Origin of the sequence: Mesorhizobium sp. BR1-1-4, assembly GCF_020165375.1 — a bacterium.
GTDB lineage: Bacteria > Pseudomonadota > Alphaproteobacteria > Rhizobiales > Rhizobiaceae > Mesorhizobium > Mesorhizobium australicum.
The window spans coordinates 160,673-185,223 of record NZ_JAIUIB010000004.1 but is presented as its reverse complement, the minus strand read 5'-3'; the positions used below and the strand labels follow the sequence as shown (position 1 = coordinate 185,223).

The 24,551-nt window shown below is 63.8% G+C and carries 21 protein-coding genes; 8 read left to right on the top strand and 13 right to left on the bottom strand.

All coding sequences use genetic code 11. The features are described from left to right. Positions 1–154: 154 nt before the first annotated feature. Positions 155–571: a VOC family protein gene (locus tag LB571_RS10060; protein ID WP_027042200.1), complete on the top strand. Its 417-nt coding sequence runs from the start codon at positions 155–157 to the stop codon at positions 569–571. Between the two features lie 24 nt (positions 572–595). On the opposite strand, the gene epmA is transcribed toward LB571_RS10060, so the two are convergent. Continuing rightward, on the bottom strand, positions 596–1,642 hold the full coding sequence (epmA, locus tag LB571_RS10055) for an EF-P lysine aminoacylase EpmA (protein ID WP_140717649.1): 1,047 nt from the start codon (positions 1,640–1,642) through the stop codon (positions 596–598). Positions 1,643–1,756: 114 nt separating this feature from the next. On the opposite strand from epmA, the gene efp reads away from it, so the two are divergent. Then, on the top strand, positions 1,757–2,326 hold the full coding sequence (efp, locus tag LB571_RS10050; protein WP_015318353.1) for an elongation factor P: 570 nt from the start codon (positions 1,757–1,759) through the stop codon (positions 2,324–2,326). 83 nt (positions 2,327–2,409) lie between these two features. On the opposite strand, the gene LB571_RS10045 is transcribed toward efp, so the two are convergent. The 5 genes from LB571_RS10045 to LB571_RS10025 all read right to left on the bottom strand — a co-directional run bounded on the left by LB571_RS10045 (position 2,410) and on the right by LB571_RS10025 (position 8,750). Further along, a complete protein-coding gene (locus LB571_RS10045) occupies positions 2,410–3,282 on the bottom strand; it encodes a patatin-like phospholipase family protein (RefSeq protein WP_140717647.1) in 873 nt (290 codons plus the stop codon). Then, the gene (locus tag LB571_RS10040; RefSeq protein ID WP_181166518.1) at positions 3,279–4,676 is read right to left on the bottom strand and encodes a M16 family metallopeptidase; all 1,398 of its coding nucleotides are present in this window, start codon (positions 4,674–4,676) and stop codon (positions 3,279–3,281) included. The genes LB571_RS10045 and LB571_RS10040 overlap by 4 nt, the downstream gene beginning before the upstream one ends. Positions 4,677–4,678: 2 nt before the next feature. Further along, positions 4,679–6,067, bottom strand: coding sequence for a M16 family metallopeptidase (locus LB571_RS10035; RefSeq protein ID WP_140720927.1), 1,389 nt, complete (start codon positions 6,065–6,067; stop codon positions 4,679–4,681). 119 nt (positions 6,068–6,186) lie between these two features. After that, positions 6,187–6,741 carry a 16S rRNA (guanine(966)-N(2))-methyltransferase RsmD gene (rsmD, locus tag LB571_RS10030; protein ID WP_224594176.1) on the bottom strand — a complete coding sequence of 185 codons (555 nt, stop codon included), beginning with the start codon at positions 6,739–6,741 and terminating at the stop codon, positions 6,187–6,189. Next, entirely contained in the window at positions 6,738–8,750 is a 2,013-nt protein-coding gene (locus LB571_RS10025; RefSeq protein ID WP_224594162.1) for a pseudouridine synthase, read from the bottom strand. Before LB571_RS10025 ends, rsmD begins: the two co-directional genes overlap by 4 nt. A 181-nt stretch (positions 8,751–8,931) precedes the next feature. On the opposite strand from LB571_RS10025, the gene LB571_RS10020 reads away from it, so the two are divergent. Further along, entirely contained in the window at positions 8,932–9,381 is a 450-nt protein-coding gene (locus LB571_RS10020) for a nucleoside deaminase (protein ID WP_041163474.1), read from the top strand. Positions 9,382–9,415: 34 nt separating this feature from the next. Here the strand turns inward: LB571_RS10020 and LB571_RS10015 are convergent, their stop codons facing one another. From LB571_RS10015 to LB571_RS10005, 3 genes are all read right to left on the bottom strand, one after another. Next, positions 9,416–10,087 (bottom strand): hypothetical protein, encoded by a 672-nt coding sequence (locus LB571_RS10015; RefSeq protein WP_015318360.1) that lies wholly within the window; start codon positions 10,085–10,087, stop codon positions 9,416–9,418. Between the two features lie 205 nt (positions 10,088–10,292). Beyond that, positions 10,293–13,277, bottom strand: coding sequence for an isoleucine--tRNA ligase (gene ileS / locus LB571_RS10010; RefSeq protein WP_224594159.1), 2,985 nt, complete (start codon positions 13,275–13,277; stop codon positions 10,293–10,295). Between the two features lie 284 nt (positions 13,278–13,561). Continuing rightward, on the bottom strand, positions 13,562–14,374 hold the full coding sequence (locus tag LB571_RS10005) for a MipA/OmpV family protein (protein WP_224594142.1): 813 nt from the start codon (positions 14,372–14,374) through the stop codon (positions 13,562–13,564). A gap of 188 nt (positions 14,375–14,562) precedes the next feature. On the opposite strand from LB571_RS10005, the gene LB571_RS10000 reads away from it, so the two are divergent. Further along, positions 14,563–15,117 (top strand): HdeD family acid-resistance protein, encoded by a 555-nt coding sequence (locus tag LB571_RS10000; RefSeq protein ID WP_140717635.1) that lies wholly within the window; start codon positions 14,563–14,565, stop codon positions 15,115–15,117. A gap of 29 nt (positions 15,118–15,146) precedes the next feature. Here LB571_RS10000 and LB571_RS09995 read toward each other — a convergent pair whose 3' ends face one another. Together LB571_RS09995 and LB571_RS09990 are read right to left on the bottom strand one after the other, a co-directional pair. After that, positions 15,147–16,127, bottom strand: a complete 981-nt coding sequence (locus LB571_RS09995; protein WP_140824567.1) for a bifunctional riboflavin kinase/FAD synthetase — start codon at positions 16,125–16,127, stop codon at positions 15,147–15,149. 6 nt (positions 16,128–16,133) lie between these two features. Next, positions 16,134–16,994, bottom strand: a complete 861-nt coding sequence (locus LB571_RS09990; protein WP_140720939.1) for a TIGR01459 family HAD-type hydrolase — start codon at positions 16,992–16,994, stop codon at positions 16,134–16,136. A gap of 258 nt (positions 16,995–17,252) precedes the next feature. On the opposite strand from LB571_RS09990, the gene LB571_RS09985 reads away from it, so the two are divergent. Together LB571_RS09985 and LB571_RS09980 are read left to right on the top strand one after the other, a co-directional pair. After that, positions 17,253–19,238: a TadE/TadG family type IV pilus assembly protein gene (locus LB571_RS09985; protein ID WP_224594139.1), complete on the top strand. Its 1,986-nt coding sequence runs from the start codon at positions 17,253–17,255 to the stop codon at positions 19,236–19,238. Positions 19,239–19,362: 124 nt separating this feature from the next. Then, positions 19,363–19,995 (top strand): LysE family translocator, encoded by a 633-nt coding sequence (locus LB571_RS09980; RefSeq protein WP_015318367.1) that lies wholly within the window; start codon positions 19,363–19,365, stop codon positions 19,993–19,995. Positions 19,996–19,999: 4 nt separating this feature from the next. Here the strand turns inward: LB571_RS09980 and LB571_RS09975 are convergent, their stop codons facing one another. Continuing rightward, positions 20,000–20,824 carry a DUF2189 domain-containing protein gene (locus LB571_RS09975; protein WP_140617139.1) on the bottom strand — a complete coding sequence of 275 codons (825 nt, stop codon included), beginning with the start codon at positions 20,822–20,824 and terminating at the stop codon, positions 20,000–20,002. Between the two features lie 250 nt (positions 20,825–21,074). Between LB571_RS09975 and LB571_RS09970 the strand changes: the two genes are divergently transcribed. Both LB571_RS09970 and LB571_RS09965 read left to right on the top strand, forming a co-directional pair. Continuing rightward, on the top strand, positions 21,075–22,298 hold the full coding sequence (locus LB571_RS09970) for a TadE/TadG family type IV pilus assembly protein (RefSeq protein WP_140617257.1): 1,224 nt from the start codon (positions 21,075–21,077) through the stop codon (positions 22,296–22,298). A 70-nt stretch (positions 22,299–22,368) separates the two neighbouring features. Further along, entirely contained in the window at positions 22,369–22,899 is a 531-nt protein-coding gene (locus LB571_RS09965) for a CAP domain-containing protein (RefSeq protein ID WP_181171209.1), read from the top strand. Between the two features lie 47 nt (positions 22,900–22,946). Here LB571_RS09965 and LB571_RS09960 read toward each other — a convergent pair whose 3' ends face one another. After that, positions 22,947–24,482: a DHA2 family efflux MFS transporter permease subunit gene (locus LB571_RS09960; protein WP_140717629.1), complete on the bottom strand. Its 1,536-nt coding sequence runs from the start codon at positions 24,480–24,482 to the stop codon at positions 22,947–22,949. Positions 24,483–24,551: the final 69 nt, after the last annotated feature.

Genomic DNA, 24,551 nt, shown 5'->3' with positions numbered 1-24,551 from the left:
AGCCTGTCCGGAAGGCAGGTGCTGCCGCACCATCTATTGTTCCACTGCCGCTTGTGCAATGGCCGAAGGGCAATCAGGATGTTGCGACCAAATCGCCATCGAAGCGCCCGCAAAGAGCGGACGTCGCGGTTTTTGCCTATCTGGAGCCTTCGCCATGACGCCTTTCCATCTTGCCTTTCCAGTCCGTGATCTCGATGAAACCCGAACTTTCTATGGCGAGGTACTGGGCTGTGCGATCGGCCGCTCGTCGGCGACCTGGGTCGATTTCGACCTCTACGGCCACCAGATGTCGGCGCATTTGCGGCCGCAGGCCGCGCAAGCTGCAAGCGACGGCAAGGTCGACGGCATTTTGGTGCCGATCCCGCATTTCGGCGCTGTGCTCTTGATGGACGACTGGCAGCGTCTGGCGACACGGCTGGAAGCGCGCGACGACATAGACTGGCTGGAGCGGCCGATGGTCCGCTTCAAGGGCGAGCCCGGCGAACAAGCGACATTGTTTATCCGGGATCCCTCGGGCAATGCCTTGGAATTCAAGGGCTTTCGCTCGCTGGAGCAGGTATTCGCGCATTGAGATCAAAGGGGCGGCAGCCCGTCTTCAAGATGCCGCGACCGGAGTCCAGATCACGTCCTCGATCTTCTGCGCGCCGGTCGCCAGCATCACCAGCCGATCGAAGCCGAGCGCGATGCCGCTGGCCTGCGGCATGATGGCCAACGCGGCGAGGAAGTCCTCGTCCAGCGGGTAGCGCTCACCATAAACGCGCTCTTTCTCGTCCATCTCGATGACGAAGCGCCGGCGTTGCTCGGCCGCGTCGGTCAGTTCGCCAAAGCCGTTGGCGAGCTCGACGCCGCAGCAATAGAGCTCGAAGCGTTCGGCGACGCGCGGATCCCTCGGGCTCGGCCGCGCCAGTGCCGCCTCGGCGACCGGGTACTCGCAAAGAATGGTCGCGCGGCCGAGGCCGAGATTGGGTTCGATCTTTTCCACCATCACGCGGCTGAACAAATCGGCCCAGCTGTCGTCAGGCGCGGTGCGCAGACCGGCCTGGATCAGAGCGGCATGCAGCGCGTCCCGGTCCGTGCCGCCGTCGGGCGCGACCGTGGCCAGCAGATCGATCCCGGCGTGGCGGCTGAAGGCGTCCGCCACGGTCAGTCGCTGCGGCTCGGAAAACGGATCGCAGTCGCGGCGCCTGAAAGAGAAGTGCGTGGCCCCTGCCCGTGTCGCGGCCAGCGCCAGCAGATCGCCGCAATCGCGCATCAGGCTTTCATAGGTCTCGCCCACCCGATACCATTCGAGCATGGTAAATTCGGGATGGTGCAAGGGGCCGCGCTCACGGTTGCGGTAGACGGCCCCCAGGCTGAAAATGCGCTGCTCCCCCGCCGCAAGCAGTTTCTTGCAGGCGAATTCCGGCGAGGTGTGGAGATAAAGCGGCGAGCGGACGCCATCCGGCCCGACCGCTTCGGTGGCGAAGGCCGCCAGATGCGCCTCGTTGCCGGGCGAGACCTGCAGCGCCGCCGTCTCCACCTCGATGAAGTCGTTGCGGGCGAACCAGTCGCGCAAGGCAGCCGTCATCCCGTTGCGCAGCATCAGGCGCGGACGGCGGTCGGCATGGACATGCGGCGTCCACCAGGGCGACGCGGCGGTCATCAGCGCGCTTCGGTTCGTCGAGGGGGCTGGCGGTTCGCGCCAAGATGCGCTAGGCCCCCATCCAGCGCCGCGCAAGCCGGCAAACGCCAGTCAACTCTCGCAGGATTTAAAACCGTGGTGAAAGTCATCGCCAGTTCGCTCCGCAAAGGCAATGTCGTCGACAAGGACGGCAAGCTTTATGTGATCCTCTTTGCCGAAAACATCCACCCAGGCAAGGGCACGCCCGTGACGCAGCTCGATATGCGCCGCATCGGCGACGGGGTGAAGGTGTCGGAGCGCTACCGCACCACCGAACAGGTGGAGCGCGCCTATGTCGAGGAGCGCGAGCACACCTTCCTTTACGCCGATGGCGAAGGCTATCACTTCATGAACCCGGAAACCTACGACCAGGTGGCGGTGTCGGAAGCCGTGGTCGGCGACGCGGCGCCCTATCTGAAGGAAGGCATGCCGGTGCAGGTGTCACAGTTCAACGGCATCGCTATCGCCTTGGTGCTGCCGCAGCGCGCCACCTTCGAAGTGGTCGAGACCGAGCCGACGACCAAGGGCCAGACGGCATCGTCTTCCTACAAGCCGGCCGTGCTTTCCAACGGTGTGCGCACCACCGTGCCGCCGCACATCGCGCCTGGCACCCGCGTCGTGGTGATGACGGCGGACGGGTCCTATGTGGAGCGGGCGAAGGACTGAGTGAGGCGGAGGCATTGTTGCCGCCTCGGCATGATGCCCCGCCGACACGGCACAAAGTAGCCTCGCAGTCTCGCTGACCGCGATCACGACCTGGCTGGTGTTCTTGTCCTTTTTGCCTCGACGTTGGCGGAACGCCGTTCAATTGCGACCTCCACCTCCCGCTTCAGCCGATCCTTGATTTCAACCGTCTCGCTCATCAGGGCCTCGATCTTCAGGAAATCGAGGACGCGGTATTTCGACACCGCCGGGCGGACCAGTATGTCGGGCTGGCACTGTTTCAGCTTGTTGGCGATGATCGACTGCATCATCAATTGCGTGGCGCCGAACATCAGGTCGACGGAGGTCGGCTGCTTGCGGTCGGCCTCTTCCGGCGCGCCAACCACGTCGACGCCGATGATGATATCGGCATCCTTCTCGATCAGGTCGAAGGGCACGGGGTTGTAGATGCCGCCGTCGATCAGCAGCCTGCCGTCGCGCGTCACCGGACGGAAGACGGCAGGAATGGCGGCAGAGGCCGCAAGGGCGGAATGCAGGTCGCCATCGTCGAACACGGCGAGCTTGTGGCCGAAATAGTCGGTTGCTGTCACCTTCAGCGGGATTTTCAATCCGGCGAAGGATTCGGGAATAGCCTCGGGCAGAAACGCCTTCAGGATGCGCTCGACATTGAACTGGCTGACGCGGATGCCATTTTGCATGGCCTCCGCGATCGTGCCCGGCCGCGCCCGCCACATGCGGCTCGCCACCTCGGCACGGCGGCCGAGGATCGAGCGGGCATAGTCGTGGATATCCTTGCCGGTCATGCCCGAGGCCATGCCGGCGCCCATGATGGCGCCGATCGACGAGCCGGCTATCGCCACCGGCTTGATGCCGAGCTCGTCCAGCGCCTCGATGACATGGATATGCGCCAGACCGCGCGCGCCGCCACCGCCGAACGCTATGCCGAAAGTGGGGCTCATCCCTTGCCGGCTCCCGCCAGCGGCGGCCCGACCACCATGATGGTCGGCTCGGTCGTCAGCAGCTTCTTCGCCGCCGCCTTGACCTGATCGATCGTCACCGCGTTGATATAGCCGGCCCGGCGCTGCATGTAGTCGATGCCGAGATCGTCAATCTGCAGCTCGACAAGCGTGGCGGCGATAGAACTCGACGAATCCAGATTGCTGATCGCATAGGCGCCGATCAGATATTTCTTGGTCGCCGCCAGTTCGGCTTCGGTCGGGCCATCCTCGGCCAGGCGCTTGGCGACGTCGCGCACGATAGCGAGCGTCTCGGCCGCGCGATCGGAGCGCGTCCCAGTGGTGACGATCAGCGCATTGGCATGGTCCTGGTTGACCAGAGAGGAATTGACGCTGTAGGCGAGCCCGCGCTTTTCGCGCACCTCCTGGAACAGGCGCGAGGTGAAAGTTCCACCGCCGAGGATCTCATTCATCAGCACCGCCGGGAAGAAATCCGTCGCCTTGCGCTTCACGCCCGGCCAGGCGAGCTGCAGCGATGTCTGCGGCAGGTCGTAATTGACCTCGATATGCTGCGCCAGCTTGGGCTCGATATCGGCTACAGGAGCGAGCGCCTGGTCCCGCGGCAAGTCGCCGAACACCATGTCGAGCTTCTTCTTCAGGGTCTCGGGGTCGATGGCCCCGACCACGGCGACATGCAAGCCGCCGCGCGCGAACACCGCCTTGTGCAGGGCCTCGAGATCGGCCTGCGTGACGGCGGCGATGCTCTGCCTGGTGCCCTGGTCGGAACGCGAATAAGGGTGGTCGCCATAGACGGCGCGCGCCCACCGGTTCTGCGCCACCGTGTCGGGATCGTTCTCGTTGGCGATGATGCCGGACAGGACCTGCGCGCGGATGCGGTCGATCGGCGCCTGGTCGAAGCGCGGCTCATTGACCGCCAGACGCAACAGGTCGAAGGCTTCGTCGCGCTGTTCGGCCAGCATGCGCATGGAACCGTAGATGCCATCGCGGGTCTCGTCGAAGCTCATTTCCGCCCCGGCATCGTCGAGCTTGATCTGGAAGGCTTCCGAGTCGAGCGGGCCGGCACCCTCGTCGAACAGGCCGGTCATCAGGTTGGCGAGACCTTCCTTCCCCACCGGATCTTGCGTCGAGCCGCCGCCGAAGACGAAGCGGACGGCGACCACCGGCACGGAATAGTCCTCGACCAGCCAGGCCGTGACGCCTTTCGAGGAGGTAACGGACTGGATCTCCATGGCGCGGGCGGCAAGTGCCGGCAGAACCAGGAAGAGGACGGAGAGGAAGAAGGTTGCGAGGGCGTGGAGGGCCTTCCCTTCTCGCGCGAGGGGAGAAGGGGGAGCCTGGCGGGGCGACGTCAACGCGCCGCTAAACTGGTTCGTCATCATCAATTCCCCGCCTGTTGCTGCGGCAAGAGATAGCCGGTCGTCGAGCGGCCCAATACCAGATAGCGCGCGGCAACGGCCTTGACCTCGTCGGTGGTGACCTTGCGGATGCGGTCCGGCCATTGCTGCACGTCCTGGACGTTGCCGCCGGTGGCAAGCGTCGAGCCATAGATGTTGGCCATGGAATCCTGCTTGTCGCGAGCAAAGATCATCGACCTGACATAGCGGTCCTTGGCTTTTTCGAGCTCGTCCGGGGTGACGCCGTCGCTGGCGATGCGCGCCACTTCCGCATCGACCGCGGCTTCGACGTCGGCCAGTTTGGCGTCACCGCGCGGCGCGCCGTAGACGGTGAAATTGGTGTCGTCGAGCATGGTGCCCTGGAAGTACGCACCGGCGCCGGAAGCAATGCCCTGCTTGACGACAAGGGCCTGGTAAAGCCGGCTGCGGTTGCCGCCGCCGAGGATCTCGGCCAGCAGATCGAGCGCTTCGGCCTCGCCGGGCTTCGCAGTGTGATAGGAGGGCACGACCCATTGTGTCGAGAAACTCGGCACGCTGACGCGAGCGTCGGAGAGCGTGACCGTGCGCCTGGTGTTCTGCTCCGGCTCGACCGGACGGACGCGCGGCGGCAGGTCCGGCCCGCGGGCCACCTTGCCATAGGTCTTTTCGGCCAGCGCCTTCACCGTGTCCGGTTCGACATCGCCGGTCACGATCAGCACGACGTTGTTGGGCCGGTAGTATTTGTTGTAGAACGCCACCGCGTCGGTGCGGTTCAGCTGCTCCATCTCCTGCATCCAGCCGATGACCGGGATGCGATAGGGCTGGTTCTGCCATAGCGTGGCATCGACCTCTTCGTCGAGCACGGCCTGCGGATTGTTGTCGATGCGCGAGCGGCGCTCCTCCAGGATGACATCGCGCTCGGTCTTGATGACGTCATCGGTGAGGATGAGGTTGCGCATGCGGTCGGCTTCGAAGCTCATCATCAGCTCGAGCGCCGACGGTGCCACCGTCTCGTGGAAAGCGGTGTAGTCGTAGGAGGTGAAGGCGTTGTTGGAGCCGCCAATGTCGGAGACGGCGCGGTCGAACTCGCCGGCCGCGTGGTGGGCCGTGGCTTTGAACATCAGATGCTCGAAGAAATGGGCGATGCCGGATTTGCCCGGCGGCTCGTCGGCGCTGCCGATCTTGTACCAGACCATGTGGGTGACGATCGGCGCGCGGTGATCGGGAATGACGACCACTTCCATGCCGTTGTCGAGCAGGAAGTCCGTGACCTTGAACTCGGCCGGCACTGTGCTTGGCAATACGGGGCCGTCCGCCAGGACGGGGGCGGTCATGAACAATGCCAGCGACGTCGCCAGCAGCGTGGCCCGAAGCCATTCAGTCCTTGATGTCATCGATGGCTCCGGTTTCATGCAGCGACGATAGGCAAGGCGCTGGCGACAAGCAAAGTGAATTGTTGGTCATGTTGCCGGCAAAGGCGGCGGCAAAGAGGCCACGGCTGAAAGCAGGCCTCTCAGGCAGCTTCGATGAAGCGGATCACGGTCTCGCCATAGTTGCGCTCATCAAGCACGGAAAAGCCCGGGCCTGGCTCGAAGGGAACCACCGCCGTCTCCTCGACCACACAGAGTGCGCCTGGCCGCAGCCAGCCGCCGGCCTGGGCCGACCGCAGGGCTAGCTCGCCAAGGCCCTTGCCATAGGGCGGATCGGCAAAGACCAGGCCGAACGGCGCCAGCGTGCCCGCCTCGCCAAGGCCGGTTGCGTCGCGGCGGAAGATCTTGGTGCGTCCGGTCAGGCCGAAGGCTTCGACATTGTCGCGGATCAGACCACGGCCCTCGGCCGATTCCTCGATGAAGACGCCATGAGATGCCCCGCGCGACAGGGCTTCCAGGCCAAGCGCGCCGGTGCCAGCGAACAGGTCGAGCACGCGCGCGCCGTCCAGTTGCCCGGCAAAGCGATGCGCCAGAACGTTGAAGACGGCCTCGCGGGTGCGATCGGTCGTCGGGCGGATGGCGCTGCTGCGGGGCGTCGCCAGCGGACGCCCGCGAAACTCACCGCCGACGATTCTCATCTTGTCCGGGGGCCCTTGGGGCCGCCGCGCGGCCGCTCGCCGCCACCGGCGCCTCCTGGACGCTCGCCACGCGGCTTGCCGAACGGTTTCGCGCCACCTGGCTTGCCGGCGGGCTTGCCATAAGACGGCTTGAACGAGGCCTTGCGTGCCTTGTTCTCGGCCGTCTTGGCCGCATCGGCCTCCGCCCTGCCCTTGCCGATCGGCCGGGCTCCCGGCGCCATCCAGACATTGGCCTTGCGCTGGCCGGGCGGCTCGATCGGCCGTTGCTCGCGCTCGGGTTTCTTGCCGCCGCCGCGAGGCTTGTCACCGAATCCACCGCGCGGCTTGTCGCCAAAACTTCCACGCGGCTTATCGCCAAAGCCACCGCGCTCCGGTCGCGGACCGCGATCGCCGAAGCTCTTTTCTGGTCTCTCACCCCTGTCGGGGCTCGTCGACAGTTTGCCGAGCGCCTCGTCGCGGCTGCCTTCCCGGCGTTTGCGGTTCTTGATCAGCCCGCCCTCGCCGATCGGCCGGCGCTCGCCATCTCGCGTAAACTTCGGCCGTTCGGGCTCGACCTCACGCACTTCGGTGCGCCGCACCGGCTGGTTGGAAAACGGTTTTGTTATCTCGGCCTCGAAATTGGCGCCGGATTCCTCGACCAGGCGCTCGCCGAGCTGGTCGCGCAGCACCCGGCCCTTGATCTCCAGAACATGGCCCTCGGCGAGATCCTCGAGCTGGAACGGACCGTAGGAGATGCGGATCAGCCGCGTGACGTCGAGGCCGAGCGCGCCGAGGATGTTCTTGACCTCACGGTTCTTGCCCTCGCGCAGACCGATCGTCAGCCAGGCGTTGGAGCCCTGCTCGCGATCCAAGCTGGCTTCGATGGCGCCGTAGAAGACGCCGTCGACGGCAATGCCCTCGCGCAGGCCGGCGAGCGCGCTTTCCTCGACCTTGCCATGAACGCGCACGCGGTAGCGGCGCAACCAGCCAGTGGCCGGCAGTTCGAGTACGCGCGACAGGCCGCCATCATTGGTCAGCAGCAGCAGGCCTTCGGTGTTAATATCGAGGCGGCCGATGGTCATCAGCCGCGGCAGTTCGGCCGGCAGCACGTCGAAGACGGTCTTGCGGCCTTCCGGATCGCGGTTGGTGGTGACGACGCCGGCCGGCTTGTGGAACAGGAACAGGCGCGTGCGTTCGATCGGCGGGATTTCCATGCCATCGAGATGGATGATGTCATTGGGCATGACGTTGAACGCCGGCGAAGCCAGCACCTTGCCATTGACCTTGACGCGGCCGGCGGCGATCAACTCCTCGGCGTCGCGGCGCGAGGCGAGCCCGGCGCGTGCCAGCCGCTTGGCGATGCGCTCGCCGGCTTCTTCCGTTGCTTCGGCAGGCCGCGAGCGCGGCTTGAAGCCCCCGCCAGACGCGCCTTGCGGCCGATCACCGGAATCACGCTTGGGTCTGTCGCCGCCAAAGTCACGCTTTGGACGGTCAGCGAAATCCCGCTTCGGACGATCTCCGAAATCACGCTTGGGACGGTCGAAGCGCTTTTCACCGCCCTCCGCCGAAGTAGAGACCGGACGGTCGCCACGCGGCGCGTAGGGCTTGCGTGGTCCCTCGCGCTTCTCATAGGGCTTGCGTTCGCCTTCGGCTGCCATCGGGCGGTCGCCGCGCGGCGCGTAGGGCTTGCGTGGTCCCTCACGCTTTTCATATGGCTTGCGCTCGCCTTCGGCCGCCATCGGGCGGTCGCCACGCGGCGCATAGGGCTTGCGCGGGCCTTCGCGCTTTTCATAAGGCTTGCCTTCGGGGCGCGGTCCCTTGCTGAATGGCCTGTCGCCGCCCTTGAAGTCCCGCTTCGGCCGGTCGCCGTCGGCGTCCATCGGCCGATCGCCACGTGGCGCATAAGGTTTTTTCGCAGCAAAGGACGGCTTCCCGCCCTTGCCGGCATCGCGGCCACGTGCACCTGCCGATTTCGGGCCACTCCTGCCCGGGCCGGCTTTGCGCGGTGATTTCTTGTCGTTGTCGTCCATGTGGCCTTTGTCCGTTTGCGCTGCTACAGCGTGGCGCATCCGTTCGGCGCGCAACGAACGCTGTAGCACTTTTGATTTGGCGCATGATCATTTCCGAAAATCGAGTCCGATTTTTCGGGTTGATGCGCTCCATAACAGGATCACCGCCGGGTGGCGAGGATATAATGGGAAGACAAACCCCTTGAAGAGGCCGGATTTCATGGCCCTGGCGCTAAAAGAGGCCGAAGCGGCAGCCTTGCGTGGCGAAGTGCCGGTCGGCGCGGTCATCGCCAATGGCGGCGCGGTTATTGCCAGTGCCGGCAACCGCACGCGCGAGCTTGCGGACCCGACGGCCCATGCCGAGATGCTGGTGATCCGTGAAGCCTGCGGCAAACTCTCGAGCGAGCGGCTCACCGGCCACGATCTCTATGTCACGCTGGAGCCCTGCGCCATGTGCGCCGGGGCAATCTCCTTCGCCAGGCTGCGCCGTCTCTATTTTGGCGCGGCCGACGAAAAGGGCGGCGCCGTCGTCAACGGCGTGCGCTTCTTCGCCTCTCCGACCTGCCACCACACGCCCGACATCTATCCGGGCATGGCCGAGACCGAAGCAGGCCTGCTGCTGAAGGATTTTTTCAGGGGACGTCGAGACTGAGCCAAGGCCGCCGCAAGACCTGGGCGACTTGTTCTTACTGCAACCAGTCGAACCAGCCGCCCTTCTTACCCTCGGCCTTTGCCTTGAGAGCGCGTTCTTTCTTGTACTCGTCTTCGCCGAGTTCGTTCTGCGGCGCGGCATCGGAGGCGACACGGTAGGCCAATGGCGGCTCGCTGAGGTATTTACGCGTGTTCGGATCGCCCTGCTTGCTCTCGGCAAGGCGGCGCTGGATCTCGGCGGCGCGGCCCTTGTCGGAATCGGCGGGTTTCCACGCCGGCGGGTGGCTGGATCCTGATTCCTCCATCGCCCTTTTCACCGAAGCCGGATCCGTCTGCACGTCATCGACGATCTCCGACTGGTAGGCCGGATCATTCTGGTGTGCGGTGGCGTCGGCGCGCAGGCGCGCGCGGCGCTGCTCGGGCGATTCGGGCCAACCGGCGTTTGCCGTCTGGATGCTTTCCTGCGGGGCAGGCAGCGCTTCCTTCTGGCCAGGTGCCGGCTTCACCAGGGTGGGACGTGGCTTGTAGTCGATCGGGTCCTTGCGCTTCGGCGCGAAGGAAACGGCGCCTGTAAGATCGCCGGCCAGCTGCTCGGCGGCGGTCTTGTCGGTGCCGTAGGTCGGAGAGCCCATGCAGCCGGACAAAGCGAGGCCCGATGCGACAAGCGGCGCCAGCAGCGCAAGGCGCGCGTTATATCTTTCGGTCATGCCAAAAAGTCCCACTCTAGACAACCTCTCGATCGCACCGGCCTTGTGTCCGGTCCCCATCGTGCAAGCACTTGCGACGGAAATCCGGCGACAATTTGTCTTCCGGAGTTTCGCGTGTTTACCTCAACCACTCGTTAAGGGCAACGCACGGGCGGGTTTGCACCCGCGCGGCGTGGCATTTGTGCACTTCTTTGGGCGACAGGCACTAGAGCCTTCCCAACGCTCTCAGTTCGTGCAGCACCGCGGCATCCCGTGCCGAAACATCCGGGAACTCGGGATCCTGCCCGACATCGGCGGTGTAGCGCCAGGAACGCGCGCATTTGACCAGGCCGCGATCCTCCGCTTTCTCGACGACCACGGCAACGCCCTTGACATCATCGAGGGCGAAGGCGGTTCGCGGGGCCTCGCCATGGGCAATGACGAGATCGCTGGTGATGGCCATTTCAGCCATGTCGACGTCCGATATCGCCGCCTCGAGCGCCGCATCGTTGATCGTGACCACGGGGACAGCCTCCAGCGAGGAGCCGATCACCTTCTGGGCACGCGCAATCTCGAGCGCGCCGGTGACGACGCGGCGCACCTGCCTGACCTTGCGCCATTTCTCCGCCAGCGCCTCGTTCCTCCAACCCGCAGGGATTTGCGGGAACTCGTCGAGATGCACCGACACCGCATCGGGATAACGCTCGAGCCACGCCTCCTCCATGGTGAAGGGCAGCATCGGCGCCAGCCATTTCACCAGGCAGTCGAAGAGATGGCGCACCACCTGGACCGAGGCCTTGCGCTTCACGCTCGACGGGCCGTCGCAGTAGAGCGCGTCCTTGCGGATATCGAAATAGAAGGCCGACAGCTCGACCACCATGAAATCGAGCAGTGCGCGTGTGATGCGCTTGAACTCGAAGGCGTCGTAGCCCTGGCGTACCACCTCGTCGAGTTCGGCCAGCCGGTGCAGCATCAGCCGCTCAAGCTCCGGCATCGTCTCCAGGGGAACGACCTCACCATCGTCATGGGCGAGCGTGCCCAGCATCCAGCGTATGGTGTTGCGCAGCTTGCGATAGGCGTCGATGTTGGTCTGCAGCACGTTCTTGCCGAGGCGCTGGTCTTCCCAATAGTCGGTCGTCACCACCCAGAGCCGCAGGATATCGGCGCCGGACTGCTTGATCACATCCTGCGGCACGACCGTGTTGCCGAGCGATTTCGACATCTTGCGCCCATCCTCGTCCATGGTGAAGCCATGGGTGACGACGGTGTCGTAAGGCGCCCTGCCCCTGGTGCCGCAACTTTCGAGCAGCGAGGAGTGGAACCAGCCGCGATGCTGGTCGGAGCCTTCGAGATAGACGTCGGCCGGCCACTTCAGGTCGGGCCGGTCTTCCAAGGTGAAGACATGTGTCGAGCCCGAATCGAACCAGACGTCGAGAATGTCCATCACCTGCTTCCATTTGGAGGCATCGTGATTGCCGAGGAAGCGCTCCTTGGCGCCGGGCGCGAACCAGGCGTCGGCGCCTTCCGCCTGGAAGGCGTCCATGATGCGGCGGTTGACGGCCTCATCCTTCAGCACATTGCCATCCTCGTCGGCGAAGACGGCGATCGGCACGCCCCAGGCGCGCTGGCGCGACAGCACCCAGTCCGGGCGCTCCTCGATCATGGCGCGAATGCGGTTCTGGCCGGCGGCCGGGACAAAGCGCGTTTCGTCGATGGCCTTCAGCGCGCGGCCCCGCAGCGTGGTGCCGTCGCCGAGGTCCTTGTCCATGTAGACGAACCATTGCGGCGTGTTGCGGAAGATGACCGGCTTCTTCGAACGCCATGAATGCGGGTAGCTGTGCTTCAGCCGGCCGCGCGCGAACAGCGCATTGCGCTTGATCAGCTCATCGATGACCGCCTGGTTGGCGTTGCCCTTCTTGCCATTGTCGTCGATCACGCGCGCGGCTCCGCCTTCGCGGTCAGGGCCGAGGCCCGGCGCGTCCTTGGTGAAGAAGCCGGCATCGTCGACGGTGAACGGGATTTCGGTGTCGATGCCACGTTGGCGCAGCGCGGGCGCGGCGTCCATCCAGGCATCAAAGTCCTCCCGGCCATGGCCGGGAGCGGTGTGCACGAAGCCGGTGCCGGCATCGTCGGTGACATGGTCGCCGGCAATCATCGCAACCGGGAATTCATAGCCGCCACCGAGGCCCTTGAAGGGATGCGAAAGCACAAGATTTCCAAGCTGTTCGGCGCTGATGCCGTGAAGACGCTTCAAGGTGACCTTGGCCTTGGCCTGGCTTTCCTCTGCCAGCGCATCGGCAAAGATCAGCTTCTCGCCTGGCTGCGGGCCAAACGCATTCTCGGCCGCCGTCACCTCGTAGAGGCCGTAGGCGACACGCGGCGAATAGCTGACGGCGCGATTGCCCGGGATGGTCCACGGCGTCGTCGTCCAGATAACGACATGAGCATCCAGCAGGTCAAGCGACCGACCGCTCAGGTCCGGATCGAGCTCCGCCGGCTGCCCGTCCACCACACTGGCGACGACGAGATTGGCCACCGGAAACTTCGCCCAGATCGTGTCTGACTCGTAGTCCTGGTACTCGATCTCGGCCTCGGCGAGCGCAGTCCGCTCGACGACGCTCCACATCACCGGCTTCGAACCACGGTAGAGCTGGCCGGACATGGCGAACTTCAACAATTCACCGGCGATGCGCGACTCGGCGTGGAAGGCCATGGTCGTATAAGGGTTCTTGAAGTCGCCGATGACACCGAGACGCTGGAACTCTCCACCCTGCACCGAGATCCAGTGCGCGGCGAATTCACGGCATTCCTGGCGGAATTCGTTGACCGGCACCTCGTCCTTGTTCTTGCCCTTGGCGCGGTATTGTTCCTCGATCTTCCATTCGATCGGCAGGCCGTGACAGTCCCAGCCGGGCACATAGTTCGAGTCATAACCGCGCATCTGGAATGAGCGGGTGATGACGTCCTTGAGGATCTTGTTCAGCGCGTGGCCGATATGGATGTTGCCGTTGGCGTAGGGCGGACCGTCATGCAGCACGTATTTTGTGCGCCCCGCCGAGCTCTCGCGCAGCTTGCGGTAGAGGTCCATGTCCTGCCAGCGCTTGACCAGCACCGGCTCCTTCTCGGGCAGGCCGGCGCGCATCGGAAACTCCGTCTGCGGCAGATAAAGGGTCTTCGAATAGTCGATCGTCGATTGGGTTTCGTCGGTCATTGGTCTGCCATGTGCATGCCGGGCCACGTGGCTTGCGGCGTGAAACTCTATTTTACACGCATGCCGTTCCCAAAAACGGGGCCCACTCGGGGCGACATGCTTTGATGATCTGGAAAAGCGCGAGAGGCCGCGCGCAATATTCCCGGCGGCTCCTACAGCCTTCAGGCTGCTGGGAACACCGGGCTGGTAATTCGTATCGTCGGCGCGTGAAGGCGCAAAAAGCTCGTCATTGCTGGGCTTTTAGCGGAGAAGAGCGCAGGAATAAAGCGTCTCGTTCGATTCGCTTACATCTTGAAGTCGAAGCGGTAGGTGGTCGACACGCCGACCATGAACTGGTTGCGGTCGCCACGCTCCCTGACCAGGCTGGAATCGGCGGCCGGACCCTCCAGGCGCGAATATTCGCCAAACAGGCTGGCAGTCATCGGATCGGTCACCTTCCAGGTCACCGCGCCACCGAGGCCGACGGATTTCAGGCCGCGGCCGGGATTGTACTGGCTCAAGCCCGAGGCCACGGCTTCCTGCGCGTTGACACCGTAATAGGCATCGAAATAGTTCGCCGAGGCGAACGACACGCGCGCACCACCTGAAATCCTGACGGTTGGCGTCACATCGTAGAATGCATCGGCGGCGATGTCGGCGACAAAGCCGTTATGGGCTCGGATGCCATGCCGCAATTCGGCACGCGCGCGCATCCAGTCCGTCGGATAGAATTCGAAGAAGCCGCCGACCTCGCCGCCCCAGCGGACCGGGTCGAGCCCCCTGAGTTCGTCGGCATCGCCGTCGTCGCGCGAGAACAGGAACTTGCCGGTCAGGCCGGCACGGACGCCGCCATCGTCGACAAGCGCCAGCGAAATATTGTCGTTGCGCGAGGTGAAGCGAGCAGCGGGGCCGGCCTTGCCCAGCGAAATGATGGGCTGGGCGCTCAGCATGTATTTCTTGCCGCCTTCGAAATTGGGCGCCACCAGGCCGGTCGCGCCGACCGTCAGATACCAGTCGCCGGACAGCCAGCCGAAAGCGCCATCACCGGCTTCGGCCGCGCCTGACATGGCGAGCACGACAGTAGCCACGGCTACAGAAATCTTCCCGACCTGACTCATGGTCACTCCACTAACACGATACAACTGCCCTGCGGCGACAGCTTTGACGAGGCTTTGGTAAAATTTGATTTAAGGGCGAGACATCCAGCGCGCATTGCCTGCACCATCGCGCCAACGATCGGCTGGACGCGGGTCGGCGCCGAGGGTAACCTCCCTGCATGCTGGCGGTCCTCTATGGAGGTGGCGACATGACCTTGCACGGCGATACTCTGAAGAACGCGATCGGCCAGACGCGTGACAAATGGGGATGGTTCGTCGGTCTGGGCGTGGTGCTGCTGATCCTCGGCGGTGTAGCCTTCGGCAATCTGTTCATCGCCACGGTGGCTTCCGTCTACGTTGTCGGATGGCTGATGCTGGTGGCCGGCATCATCGAGATCATGCATGCTTTCGGGGTCAAGACCTGGGGCCGCTTCTTCTACTGGCTGCTCAGCGGACTGCTTTATGCGGTCGCAGGGTTCTTCGCTTTCGACAATCCGCTGCTCGCCTCGGCGGTGCTGACCTTCCTGCTGGCCATCGCGCTCGTCGCTTCCGGCGCGCTGCGGGCCTGGGTCGGCTACAGCCACCGTCCGGAGCGCGGCTGGGGCTGGATTGTCGCGGCGGGCGTCATCAGCGTGCTCGCGGGCCTGATCATCGCCATGGGCTGGCCGGTCAACAGCCTGTGGGTGCTCGGACTGTTCCTGGCGATCGACCTGATCTTCCAGGGCTGGACCTTCATCGCCGTCGGTCTTGCGTTGAAGAAATAGGAACTCGTTTCCCCTTTCGGGATCATGCTTCAGAACGCCACCGCGGCGTCCAGGCCGGAGAGCGGTTTGACGCCGCCAAGCAGCGCGCGGGCCTCGACTTCATCGCGCTTCATCTGCACGACCAGTGCGTCGAGCCCGTCGAACTTGATCTCGCTGCGCAGGAAGCCGAAGAACGACACCTCGCAAGTCTCGCCATAGAGATCGCCGGAAAAATCGAAGACGAAGGTTTCCAGGAGCGGCGCGCCATTGTCGTCGACGGTCGGGCGGCGGCCAAAGCTGGCGACGCCGTCGTGCAGCGTACCGTCCGCGCGACGGAAGCGGACGGCGTAGATCCCTTCCTTGAGCGTGGCTTCCGCCGGAAGCCTCATATTGGCTGTGGGAAAGCCGAGCGTTCGCCCGAGCTGCTGGCCGCCGACAACCTCGCTTTCCACCGTAAAGCGATAGCCAAGCAGACCGGCGGCCTCGGCCACCTCGCCCTTGCAAAGCAAGGCACGGATGCGGCTCGACGAAACCACCTCGGCGCCTTCGTCGCGAAAGGCGTCGACGAGGGTAACACCGAAGCCGTGGCGCTCGCCGGCAGCCATCAGATAAGCCGGCCCGCCCTGGCGGTCCTTGCCGAAATGGAAATCGAAACCGGTCACGGCATGGGTAATGCCCAGCGCCCTCTCCAGCACATCGGTGACGAAGGCTTCCGCCGACAGCGAGGCGAAGTCGCGCGTGAAGGGCTGCTCGACGAGCGCGGCAAAGCCCAGCAGCGACAGGAGGCGCGCCTTCATCTGCGGCGGCGTCAGCACGAAAAGCGGCAGATCAGGCCTGAAAACCGTTCGCGGGTGCGGTTCAAAGGTCAGCACCAGGGCCGGTACGCCACGCCGCACGGCCTCCGCCAATGCCCGTTCGAGCACGGATTGATGGCCGCGGTGGACGCCATCGAAATTGCCGATCGCGACCACGCCCCCCCGCAGATCGGCGGGCAGCGGCGCGGTTGTCGTAAGATGCTGGAACGCGACCATTGCCACCTACTGCAGTCTTGCGATCACGGCCACCGGACGATAGCCGTGCCGCTCCAGGAAGAGCCCGAGCTTTGCCGGATCCGGCCGGGATGGATCGCCATAGTCGCGGGCATGAATGCCGCCAGAGACATAGAGGACGTCGAAACCATTGTCGGCAGCGCCCTTGACGTCGGTCATCATGCCGTCGCCGATTGCCAGTATTCGCGAACGCTCAACCGACCGGCCGAGGATCTCGGCCACCTCCTTCATCGCGACCTCGTAAATCGGCGCATAGGGTTTTCCGGCGATCAGCGTGCGACCGCCGAGCTGCGCGTAGTCGCGCGCGAGCGCGCCGGCGCACCAGATGATCCGTTCGCCGCGTTCCACCATGATATCGGGATTGGCGCAGATGAACGGCAGGTTCCTGGCGCGCAACCGGCGCAGCAGTTCCGTATAGTCGTCAGGTTTTTCGACCTCGTCGTCGAACAGTCCGGTGCACACCACACCGGTGGCCTCGAACTCCTCGACGAGTTCGACATCGAGGCCGTCATAAAGGGTCAGATCGCGGTCGGCGCCGATGTGGAAGACCTTGCGCGGGCCCTCCGCGATCAGATCACGGGTCACGTCGCCCGAGGTCACCACACGGTCATAGGCTGATGGCGGAACGCCGATCACGCTCATCTGCGCCACGACATCGGCGCTGCGGCGCGGCGAATTGGTGATCAGAACGACAGGAGTGCCGTCCGCCCTTGCCGCTGCCAGCGCAGCCGCGGCAGCCGGAAAATGCCATTCGCCATTGTGCACCACCCCCCAGACATCGCAAAGAATTGCCGAATAGGCTTTCGAGACGTCTTCGAGCGAGCCGACGATTTCAGGCGAATCCGCCATGCCGTTTCCTTCAGTATGATCGTTGCGGTTACAGCGGCCGACGGTTCCCCGCGGCCGGTTCGAATTATCCGAACCGGCCCATGCTGTCACCAGCTTTCGCCTTGATCGGCGCGAATTGCGGCGCAAGCCGCGGCCTTGATTGGTTAGCGGTTGGTGAAGCGCCGACCAAGCAATAGAGCGGTTTCCCAAACCCGTCCTTCAGCGTTTTGTGGAAAGTTGGCGCCGGCCGAGAATCCGTCGGCGGGGGCCGCTGCAAGCATGTTTGAAATCTGGCGTCAGTTCCGCCGCGACAGGCGCGGCAACTATGCTCTCATGACGGCTGTGGCGATGGTGCCGCTGATGGGCGGCCTGGCGATCGCGGTCGATTTCACGGAAATGAACCGTGAAAAGCAGATGGTGATGAACGCGCTCGACGCCGCCAACTTCGCCACGGCCCGCCGGCTGACGGAAGGCGCCACCGACGATCAGCTGAGAGCCTACGCGCTCGACTTTTTCAACGCCAATTTGAACGACATCGATCCCGCCAGCGCGACGCTCAACGTCACCTTGCCGAGCAACACCAGTGGCGGCGGCCTGCTGACCATGACCGCCCAACTTAATTACAAACCCTATTTCTACCCCGCCTTCGCCCAGTTCGTCGGCAAATCGGCGACCGATGCCAACCAGAGGCTCAGCTTCAACGTCACCTCGCAAGTCCGGCTGAAGAACACGCTGGAGGTTGCCTTGGTGCTCGACAATTCCGGATCGATGGTCACGCCCGGCACCGGCTCAGGACAAATGCGCATCGATCTGCTCAAAACAGCGGCCAAGCAACTGGTCGACACGCTTGCCCAGCAGGCCGCGATGATCAAGCAGGTCGACAGGCCGGTGCAATTCGGCCTCGTGCCCTTTGCCGCCTCCGTCAATGTCGGCCCCGGCAACGGCAACGCCTCGTGGATGGACACCGAGGGTCTGTCGCCGGTATCGAACGAGAATTTCGACTGGTCGACGCTGAACGGGGCCAACAAATACGCCCAGCAGACCAACGGCATCTGGTACAAGCGCGGCACCGGCTGGGGAACAGAGGAAGGCCAGATGCTGACCCGGTTTTCGCTTTATCGCGACATGAAGGTCGTCACCAACCACGAGCGTATCGTCAATAGCAAGCGCGTGGTCTGCGACGCATACAATTCGAACAACACCTGCAAAAGCAGCCACAACGAATATGACTATGTCGATTCCTACGGTCCGTTCGCCAGTTGGCAAGGCTGCGTCGAGGCACGGCCCTACCCTTACAATATCAACGACGCCACGCCGTCCGGTGGCTCGGCCAACACCGGCATCGGCGTCGGCGATCCGGCAACGATGTTCGTGCCGATGTTCGCGCCCGACGAACCCGGCAATCACTGGAAACTCACCCAGGACCCCGACGAGGCCGCACCGGTAACTTATGGAGCCATCAACAGCTGGTGGAACGACGATCCATCGAGCAGCAGCGGCCAATCGCGGCTGCGCAACATGGCCAAATATTTCCAGCCGCGGCCGATCGATGCGCCGGCGCTGCCTGCCGGCAACGGGCCGAATTACAGCTGCACCACCAACCCGATCACGCCGCTGACCGATGTCAGCGTCGCCGACGGGCTCACCTCGATCAAGTCGGCGATCGACCTGATGCAGCCGAATGGCGGCACCAATGTTCCCGAGGGCATGGCCTGGGGCTGGCGGGTGGTCTCGAGCGCAGAGCCGTTCACGCAAGGGCGCCCGGAAACCGAAAGAGGCAACGACAAGGTGGTGATCGTGCTGACCGACGGCGCCAACACCTATTATACGCCATCCTCGCTGGGCTATTCCGACCCCGCCAATTCGAAATCGACCTACGCCTCCTTCGGCTACCTCAACCCCGGCTACAACGGCACCTCGGTCGGCCGCCTGTTCATGGGCACATCGAGCGCCATCGGTCAGTTCGACTATTCGAACGGCAACTACACCAATGCCCTCAACGAGCAGATGGCCACGCTCTGCAACAACGCCAAGGCAGCCAACATCATGGTGATGACGGTGGCGCTCGACCTATCGACGACCAAGGCCAGCGACAAGCTGGCGATCGATGCGCTGAAATCCTGCTCGTCGAATTCACGCTTCCGCAAGGATGCGACGGATCCGAGCAAACCGGCGAAGCTGTTCTGGAATGCGACCGGCGCCAGCCTGGCAAACGATTTCAAGGAAATCGGCAACGAGCTGTCGAACCTGCGCGTCGTCGGCTAACCCGAGTTCCTTCCCCTGGCGCAACGCCCGGCGCCGTCAAGCCCTTGCGGGCGCCTGCCGTGGCAGGCACAGATTGGCCGTTCGCATGGTCTCTCATCCATCGCGGCAGGCTGGGGAACGAACAATGCCCGATACCGCCAACCATCTCGCCTTCGCGCTGGTCTGCCTCGGCATGGTGCTGACGCCGGGTCCGAACATGATCTATCTGATCTCGCGCTCACTGTCGCAAGGGCCCAAGGCCGGACTGATCTCGCTTGGCGGCGTTGCTGTCGGATTCCTGTTCTACGTGCTGTCGGCCGCGTTCGGCATCACGGCGCTGCTGATCGCGGTGCCCTATGCCTATGATGTGCTGCGCTTTGCCGGCGTACTCTACCTCTTGTGGCTGGCCTGGCAGGCCGTAAAACCGGGCGGACGCTCGCCATTCCAGGTGCGCGACCTGCCGAAGGACCGGCCGCGCAAGCTGTTCGCCATGGGATTGATGACCAATCTGCTCAATCCCAAGGTGGCCGTTCTCTATCTGTCGCTGCTGCCGCAGTTCATCAGCCCCGGCAAGGGCCATGTCCTGTCGCAGCTTCTGGTGCTGGGCGCGACGCAGATATCGATCAGCCTCAGCGTCAACGCCGTCATCGCGCTGACGGCCGGCTCGATCGCCACCTTCCTCGCCGGACGCCCGCTGTGGCTGGTCATCCAGCGCTGGATGATGGGAACCGTGCTGACGGCGCTGGCGCTGAAGATGGCGACTGACGCGCAGCGCTGAAGCGTCACATCGGCCGGCGCGGCGGCCGGATCTGGGCCGGCTCGACCACCTTGCGGTAGAGATGCCAGGTCGCGTGGCCGAGGATCGGCATGACGACGGCGAGACCGGCAAACAGCGGGATCGAGCCGATCACCAGCAGCACCGCGACGATGAGGCCCCATAGCGCCATCTGCAGCGGATTTGCCATGACCGCGCGCGCCGAGGTCTCTATCGCCGAAACGGCGCCGACATCCCGATCGAGCAGAAGCGGAAAAGCAACGACCGTGGTCGCCAGCACGACCACCGCGAAAACCAGGCCGGCCGCGTTGCCGAGAAGGATCAGCCTCCAGCCCTTGCTGGTCGTCAGCACATCGCGCAGGAAGGCCCCGACCGAAGCCGGCGGCTCGCCGCCGAAAAGGCTGGTGTAGATCGACTGCGCCGTGAACAGCCACAACAGGAACAGCGCGAACAGCATGATTCCGATAACCGCTATCGAGGGCAGCGCCGATGAATGGCGAACATCGAGCGCATGCCGCCAGTTGGTGTTCATGCCGAGCTCGCGCCGGCGGCTGATCTCATAGAGTCCGATCGCGGCGAACGGCCCGACCAGGGCAAAGCCCGACATCAAGGGATAGACGAGCTGGATGGCGTTGGAGCCGGACGTCCACTGCGTCAGGATCAGGCCGGCGACCGGATAGATCAGGCACAGGAACACGTAATGCGAGGGCTTGGCCCAGAAGTCATCGGCGCCAAGTCTGAGCGCGTCCCAGAGGTCCGCCGTGGAAATGCGGCGGACCGCTGGTTGCACATGCATCCCGTACGCGTCCGCCATGACATGAAAGCCGGCCATAACCTTCCTCCGTTTTTCTCGGGGGGCGGTCACCGCCTAGGGTGGCTGCCCGTAGCTGCCACTTCAAGAACGCTGACATAATAGCCGATCTTCCCGGGATTGTCGCCGCGTCTCATAAGGTTTGCTGAGCGGTCATCGTCTGGCGAACCACTGAGTTGATTTTAGAATCCATGCATTTTAGCTATTGCTTAAATTACTCGTAGAGACCCAGAGCGTATCACCTGAGCTTTACAAACGTTGGCGAGGGGCGATGTTCACATTGAAGGGCTTCTGGTCTTGCGAACGCGGCAATTTCGCCATGGCGACCGCCGTAGCCTTGCTGCCGATAATGGCTGTCGTCGCCGGCACCCTCGACCTGACGGGCACGAGCGATGACGCCGCGCAACTGCAGAACTCGCTGGACGCGGCTGGCCTTGCCGTCGGCACCAAATACCTGCCCAGCATGAGCGCGAACGATGTCCAGGGGCTTGGGCTGACATTCTTCGCAGCCAATTTGAGCATTGCCGACCAGCAGGAATATTCAGACAGCGTTTCCGCCTTTTCGGCCACCGCCAGCGGCGATCCGAGCGCCTATTACATCTCGCTGTCGTCCGGCATCAACCGTCCGAGCTTCATCAACGGCGCTGCCCCCTGGCCAGCTCACCGGTCGGCGACGGTCAAGATGCACCCGGGCGCCCAGGCCTGCGTGCTGGCGCTCGATCCGCATGCGTCGGCGGCGGTGAGCCTACAAGGCTCGACCGATGTCGCCATGAGCAACTGCGTGATCGCGGCAAACTCGGACGCGTCCGATGCCGTCAGCAGGGGCGGTTCCGCGCAGGTCTCGGCGGGCTGCGTATCGGCCGTCGGTGGCACTTCCGGGCTTTCTCCGCCCGCTGCCAATCTCACCTGCGGCACGCCGCTCGAACATCAATATGCGTCCTTCGATCCCCTGGCCGACATCGTCCCTCCCCCCTACACACTTTGCCTGCCGGTGCCGAACGGCAAAACCTACACGCTGTCGCCCGGCACCTATTGCGACAAGACATTGTCAGGAAACATCACGTTCAACCCGGGCGTCTACATCTTGCGCGGCGTCACCCTGAAGCCGGGCGGGAATGGCAGCCTGAGCGGCCAGGGCGTAACCATATTCCTCACGGAAGGGGCACAGATCATCATAAATGCCAATGAAAAGGTGAACCTTTCCCCGCCCACCAGCGGACCTTACGCCGGCATCACCATCTTCCAGAGCCGCGGGAACGTTTCGGCCTTGACCCTGAATGGCGGCGCAAATTCCGTGATTAGCGGATTCGTCTATGCGCCTGACGCGGCCGTTTCGTTTGCCGGCAATTCGGACATGAGTGGTCAGGGGGACTGCCTGAGGCTTGTTGGCTTGACCGTGCAGATGACAGGCAACTCTTCCATCAAGACCGACTGCACGGCGGTGTTCGGAAATCGAGAGATGTACTCCAGCCGCCTCATCACGCTTGTGAACTAGGGGCCGCTTCGATCGAGATTTTTCACCGCCTGCCCGGCAAAAGCCATGATCGGGACCGAGTCAGGCACGCATGACCACTTCGAAAATCGATTGCGATCAGATCGCGAACTTGAACAGGCGCACCTGGCTCAAGGCGGCTGGGCTCAAGGCGGCTGGCTTGGCGGCCTTGCTTGGGCTTGCCGCCTGCAGCACCGTCTCGCTGCCGACAGGGCAAGGCGCCGGGGTTTCCTCCTCGGCAACCGGCACGCTGGCAAGCCTGCGCGCCACGGCCGGGCGCGGCCCGCTGACCCCGGACGCGCAGTTGGAGCAAGCAGCATTGCAGCAGGCCGGCTACATGGCGCAGCGTGAAAACATGAGCCACACCACCGGCTGGGGCAAGGATTTCGCTTCGCGCATGAGGGACAATGGCGTGCACGGTGCCGCGGCCGAGAACATCGCGGCCGGCCGTTTCGACCAACAGAAGCTGTTCGATATCTGGATGCATTCGCAGGGACACCGACGCAACATACTCGATCCGGACTTCAACCGCTTCGGACTTGCCTATGTCCGTGACGGCCGCGACCCCAACCTGCGCTACTGGTCGCTGGTGCTCGGCAGGTAGCAAAGACATCGCCGGCAGCGGACATCCGCTGACGAGCAGCCGCTACATCAGTCCATATGAGCGGCGGGCGCACCGCCGCCGGCCGGCGCCGTTTTCGGCTTGCGCAGCAGGAAGACGAACGGGATAGCGGCCAGCGTCATGATCATCAGGATTTTGAAGTCGTTGACGTAGGAAATCATCATCGCCTGCAGATTGACCATGCGGTCGACCTGCGACAGTGCCGTCGGGTCGCCGCCGGCGGCTGCCGGCGAGACCGCCCAGAGATTGGGATTGAACGGGTTGATGAAGGTTGAAAGCTCGGCATGGTTGATCTGCGTGTTGCGCACCAGCAGCACGGTCACGACCGACACGCCGATCGACGAGCCAAGATTTCGCACCAGGCTGAACAGCGAGGTTGCATCGGTGCGGTAGCGGGCGTCGAGCGTGGCGAAGGCAACCGTCGACAGCGGCACGAACACCATGCCCATGCCGAGGCCCTGGATCACGCCGGAGCTGAGGATCAGCCAGTTATCCATCTGCGGGGTGAAGCTTGCCATGGTGTAGAGCGACTGCGCGGTCAGGAGGAAACCGATGACGACGAGAATCCTGGCATCGACCTTGCCCATGATGCGCCCGACGACGAGCATCGAAATCATGGTGCCGACACCGCGCGGCCCGATGACGATGCCGATGGTGACCGTCGGATAGCCGAAGATGGTTGACAGCATCGGCGGCAGCAGCGACATCGAGGCCAGGATCAGCACGCCCATGACGAAGATGAACGCCAGCCCGGTGACGAAATTGCGGTCGAGGAAAATCTTCGGATCGATGAAGGGATGTTCCGATGTCATCGTATGGATGATGAACACCCAGAAGCCAGTGAGCGAAAGACCGAGCTCGATCCAGATCTCGACCGAGGAAAACCAGTCGACCTCGCCACCGCGATCGAGCATCAGCTGCAGGGCGCCGACGCCGAGCGATATCATGGCAAAGCCGAAGAAATCGAAGCTGCGCACCCGCCGGGCGACCGCCGGCAGATAGGCCGCCATGCCAAGAAAGGCGACGATGCCGACCGGCAGGTTGATGAAGAACACCCAGCGCCAGTTGAAATTCTCGGTCAGCCAGCCGCCGAGCGTGGGGCCGAGGATCGGTCCCAGCATGATGCCGGCGCCCCATATGGCCATCGCCTGACCATGGCGCTCCTTGGGGTTGATGTCGAGCAGGAAGGTCTGCGACAGCGGCACGATCGCGGCGCCGAACACACCTTGCATCAGCCGGAAAAGCACGATGGTTTCCAGGCTCCACGCCAGGCCGCACAACATCGAGAAGATGGTGAAGCCGACCACCGCCGTCAGGAACAGTTCCTTGCGGCCGAAACGGTCGGCGAGCCAGCCGGTGACAGGCGTCATGATGGCGGCGGCGACGATGTAGGAGGTCAGCACCCAGTTGATGTTGTCGGGCGAGGCGCCGAGATCGCCGGTCATGGTCGGCAGCGCGACGTTGGCGATGGTGGTGTCGAGCGCCTGCATGACCGTCGCCAGCATGAGCGCAACCGTGATCAGGCCACGATGCGGCACTTCTTTGAATGGTTCGGACGTGCTCATGGCGCAGAACTTCCAGAAGGTAACAGAAACGTGTACAACGGGTTTCCGGGCGGCAAAGCCTTCCGTTGA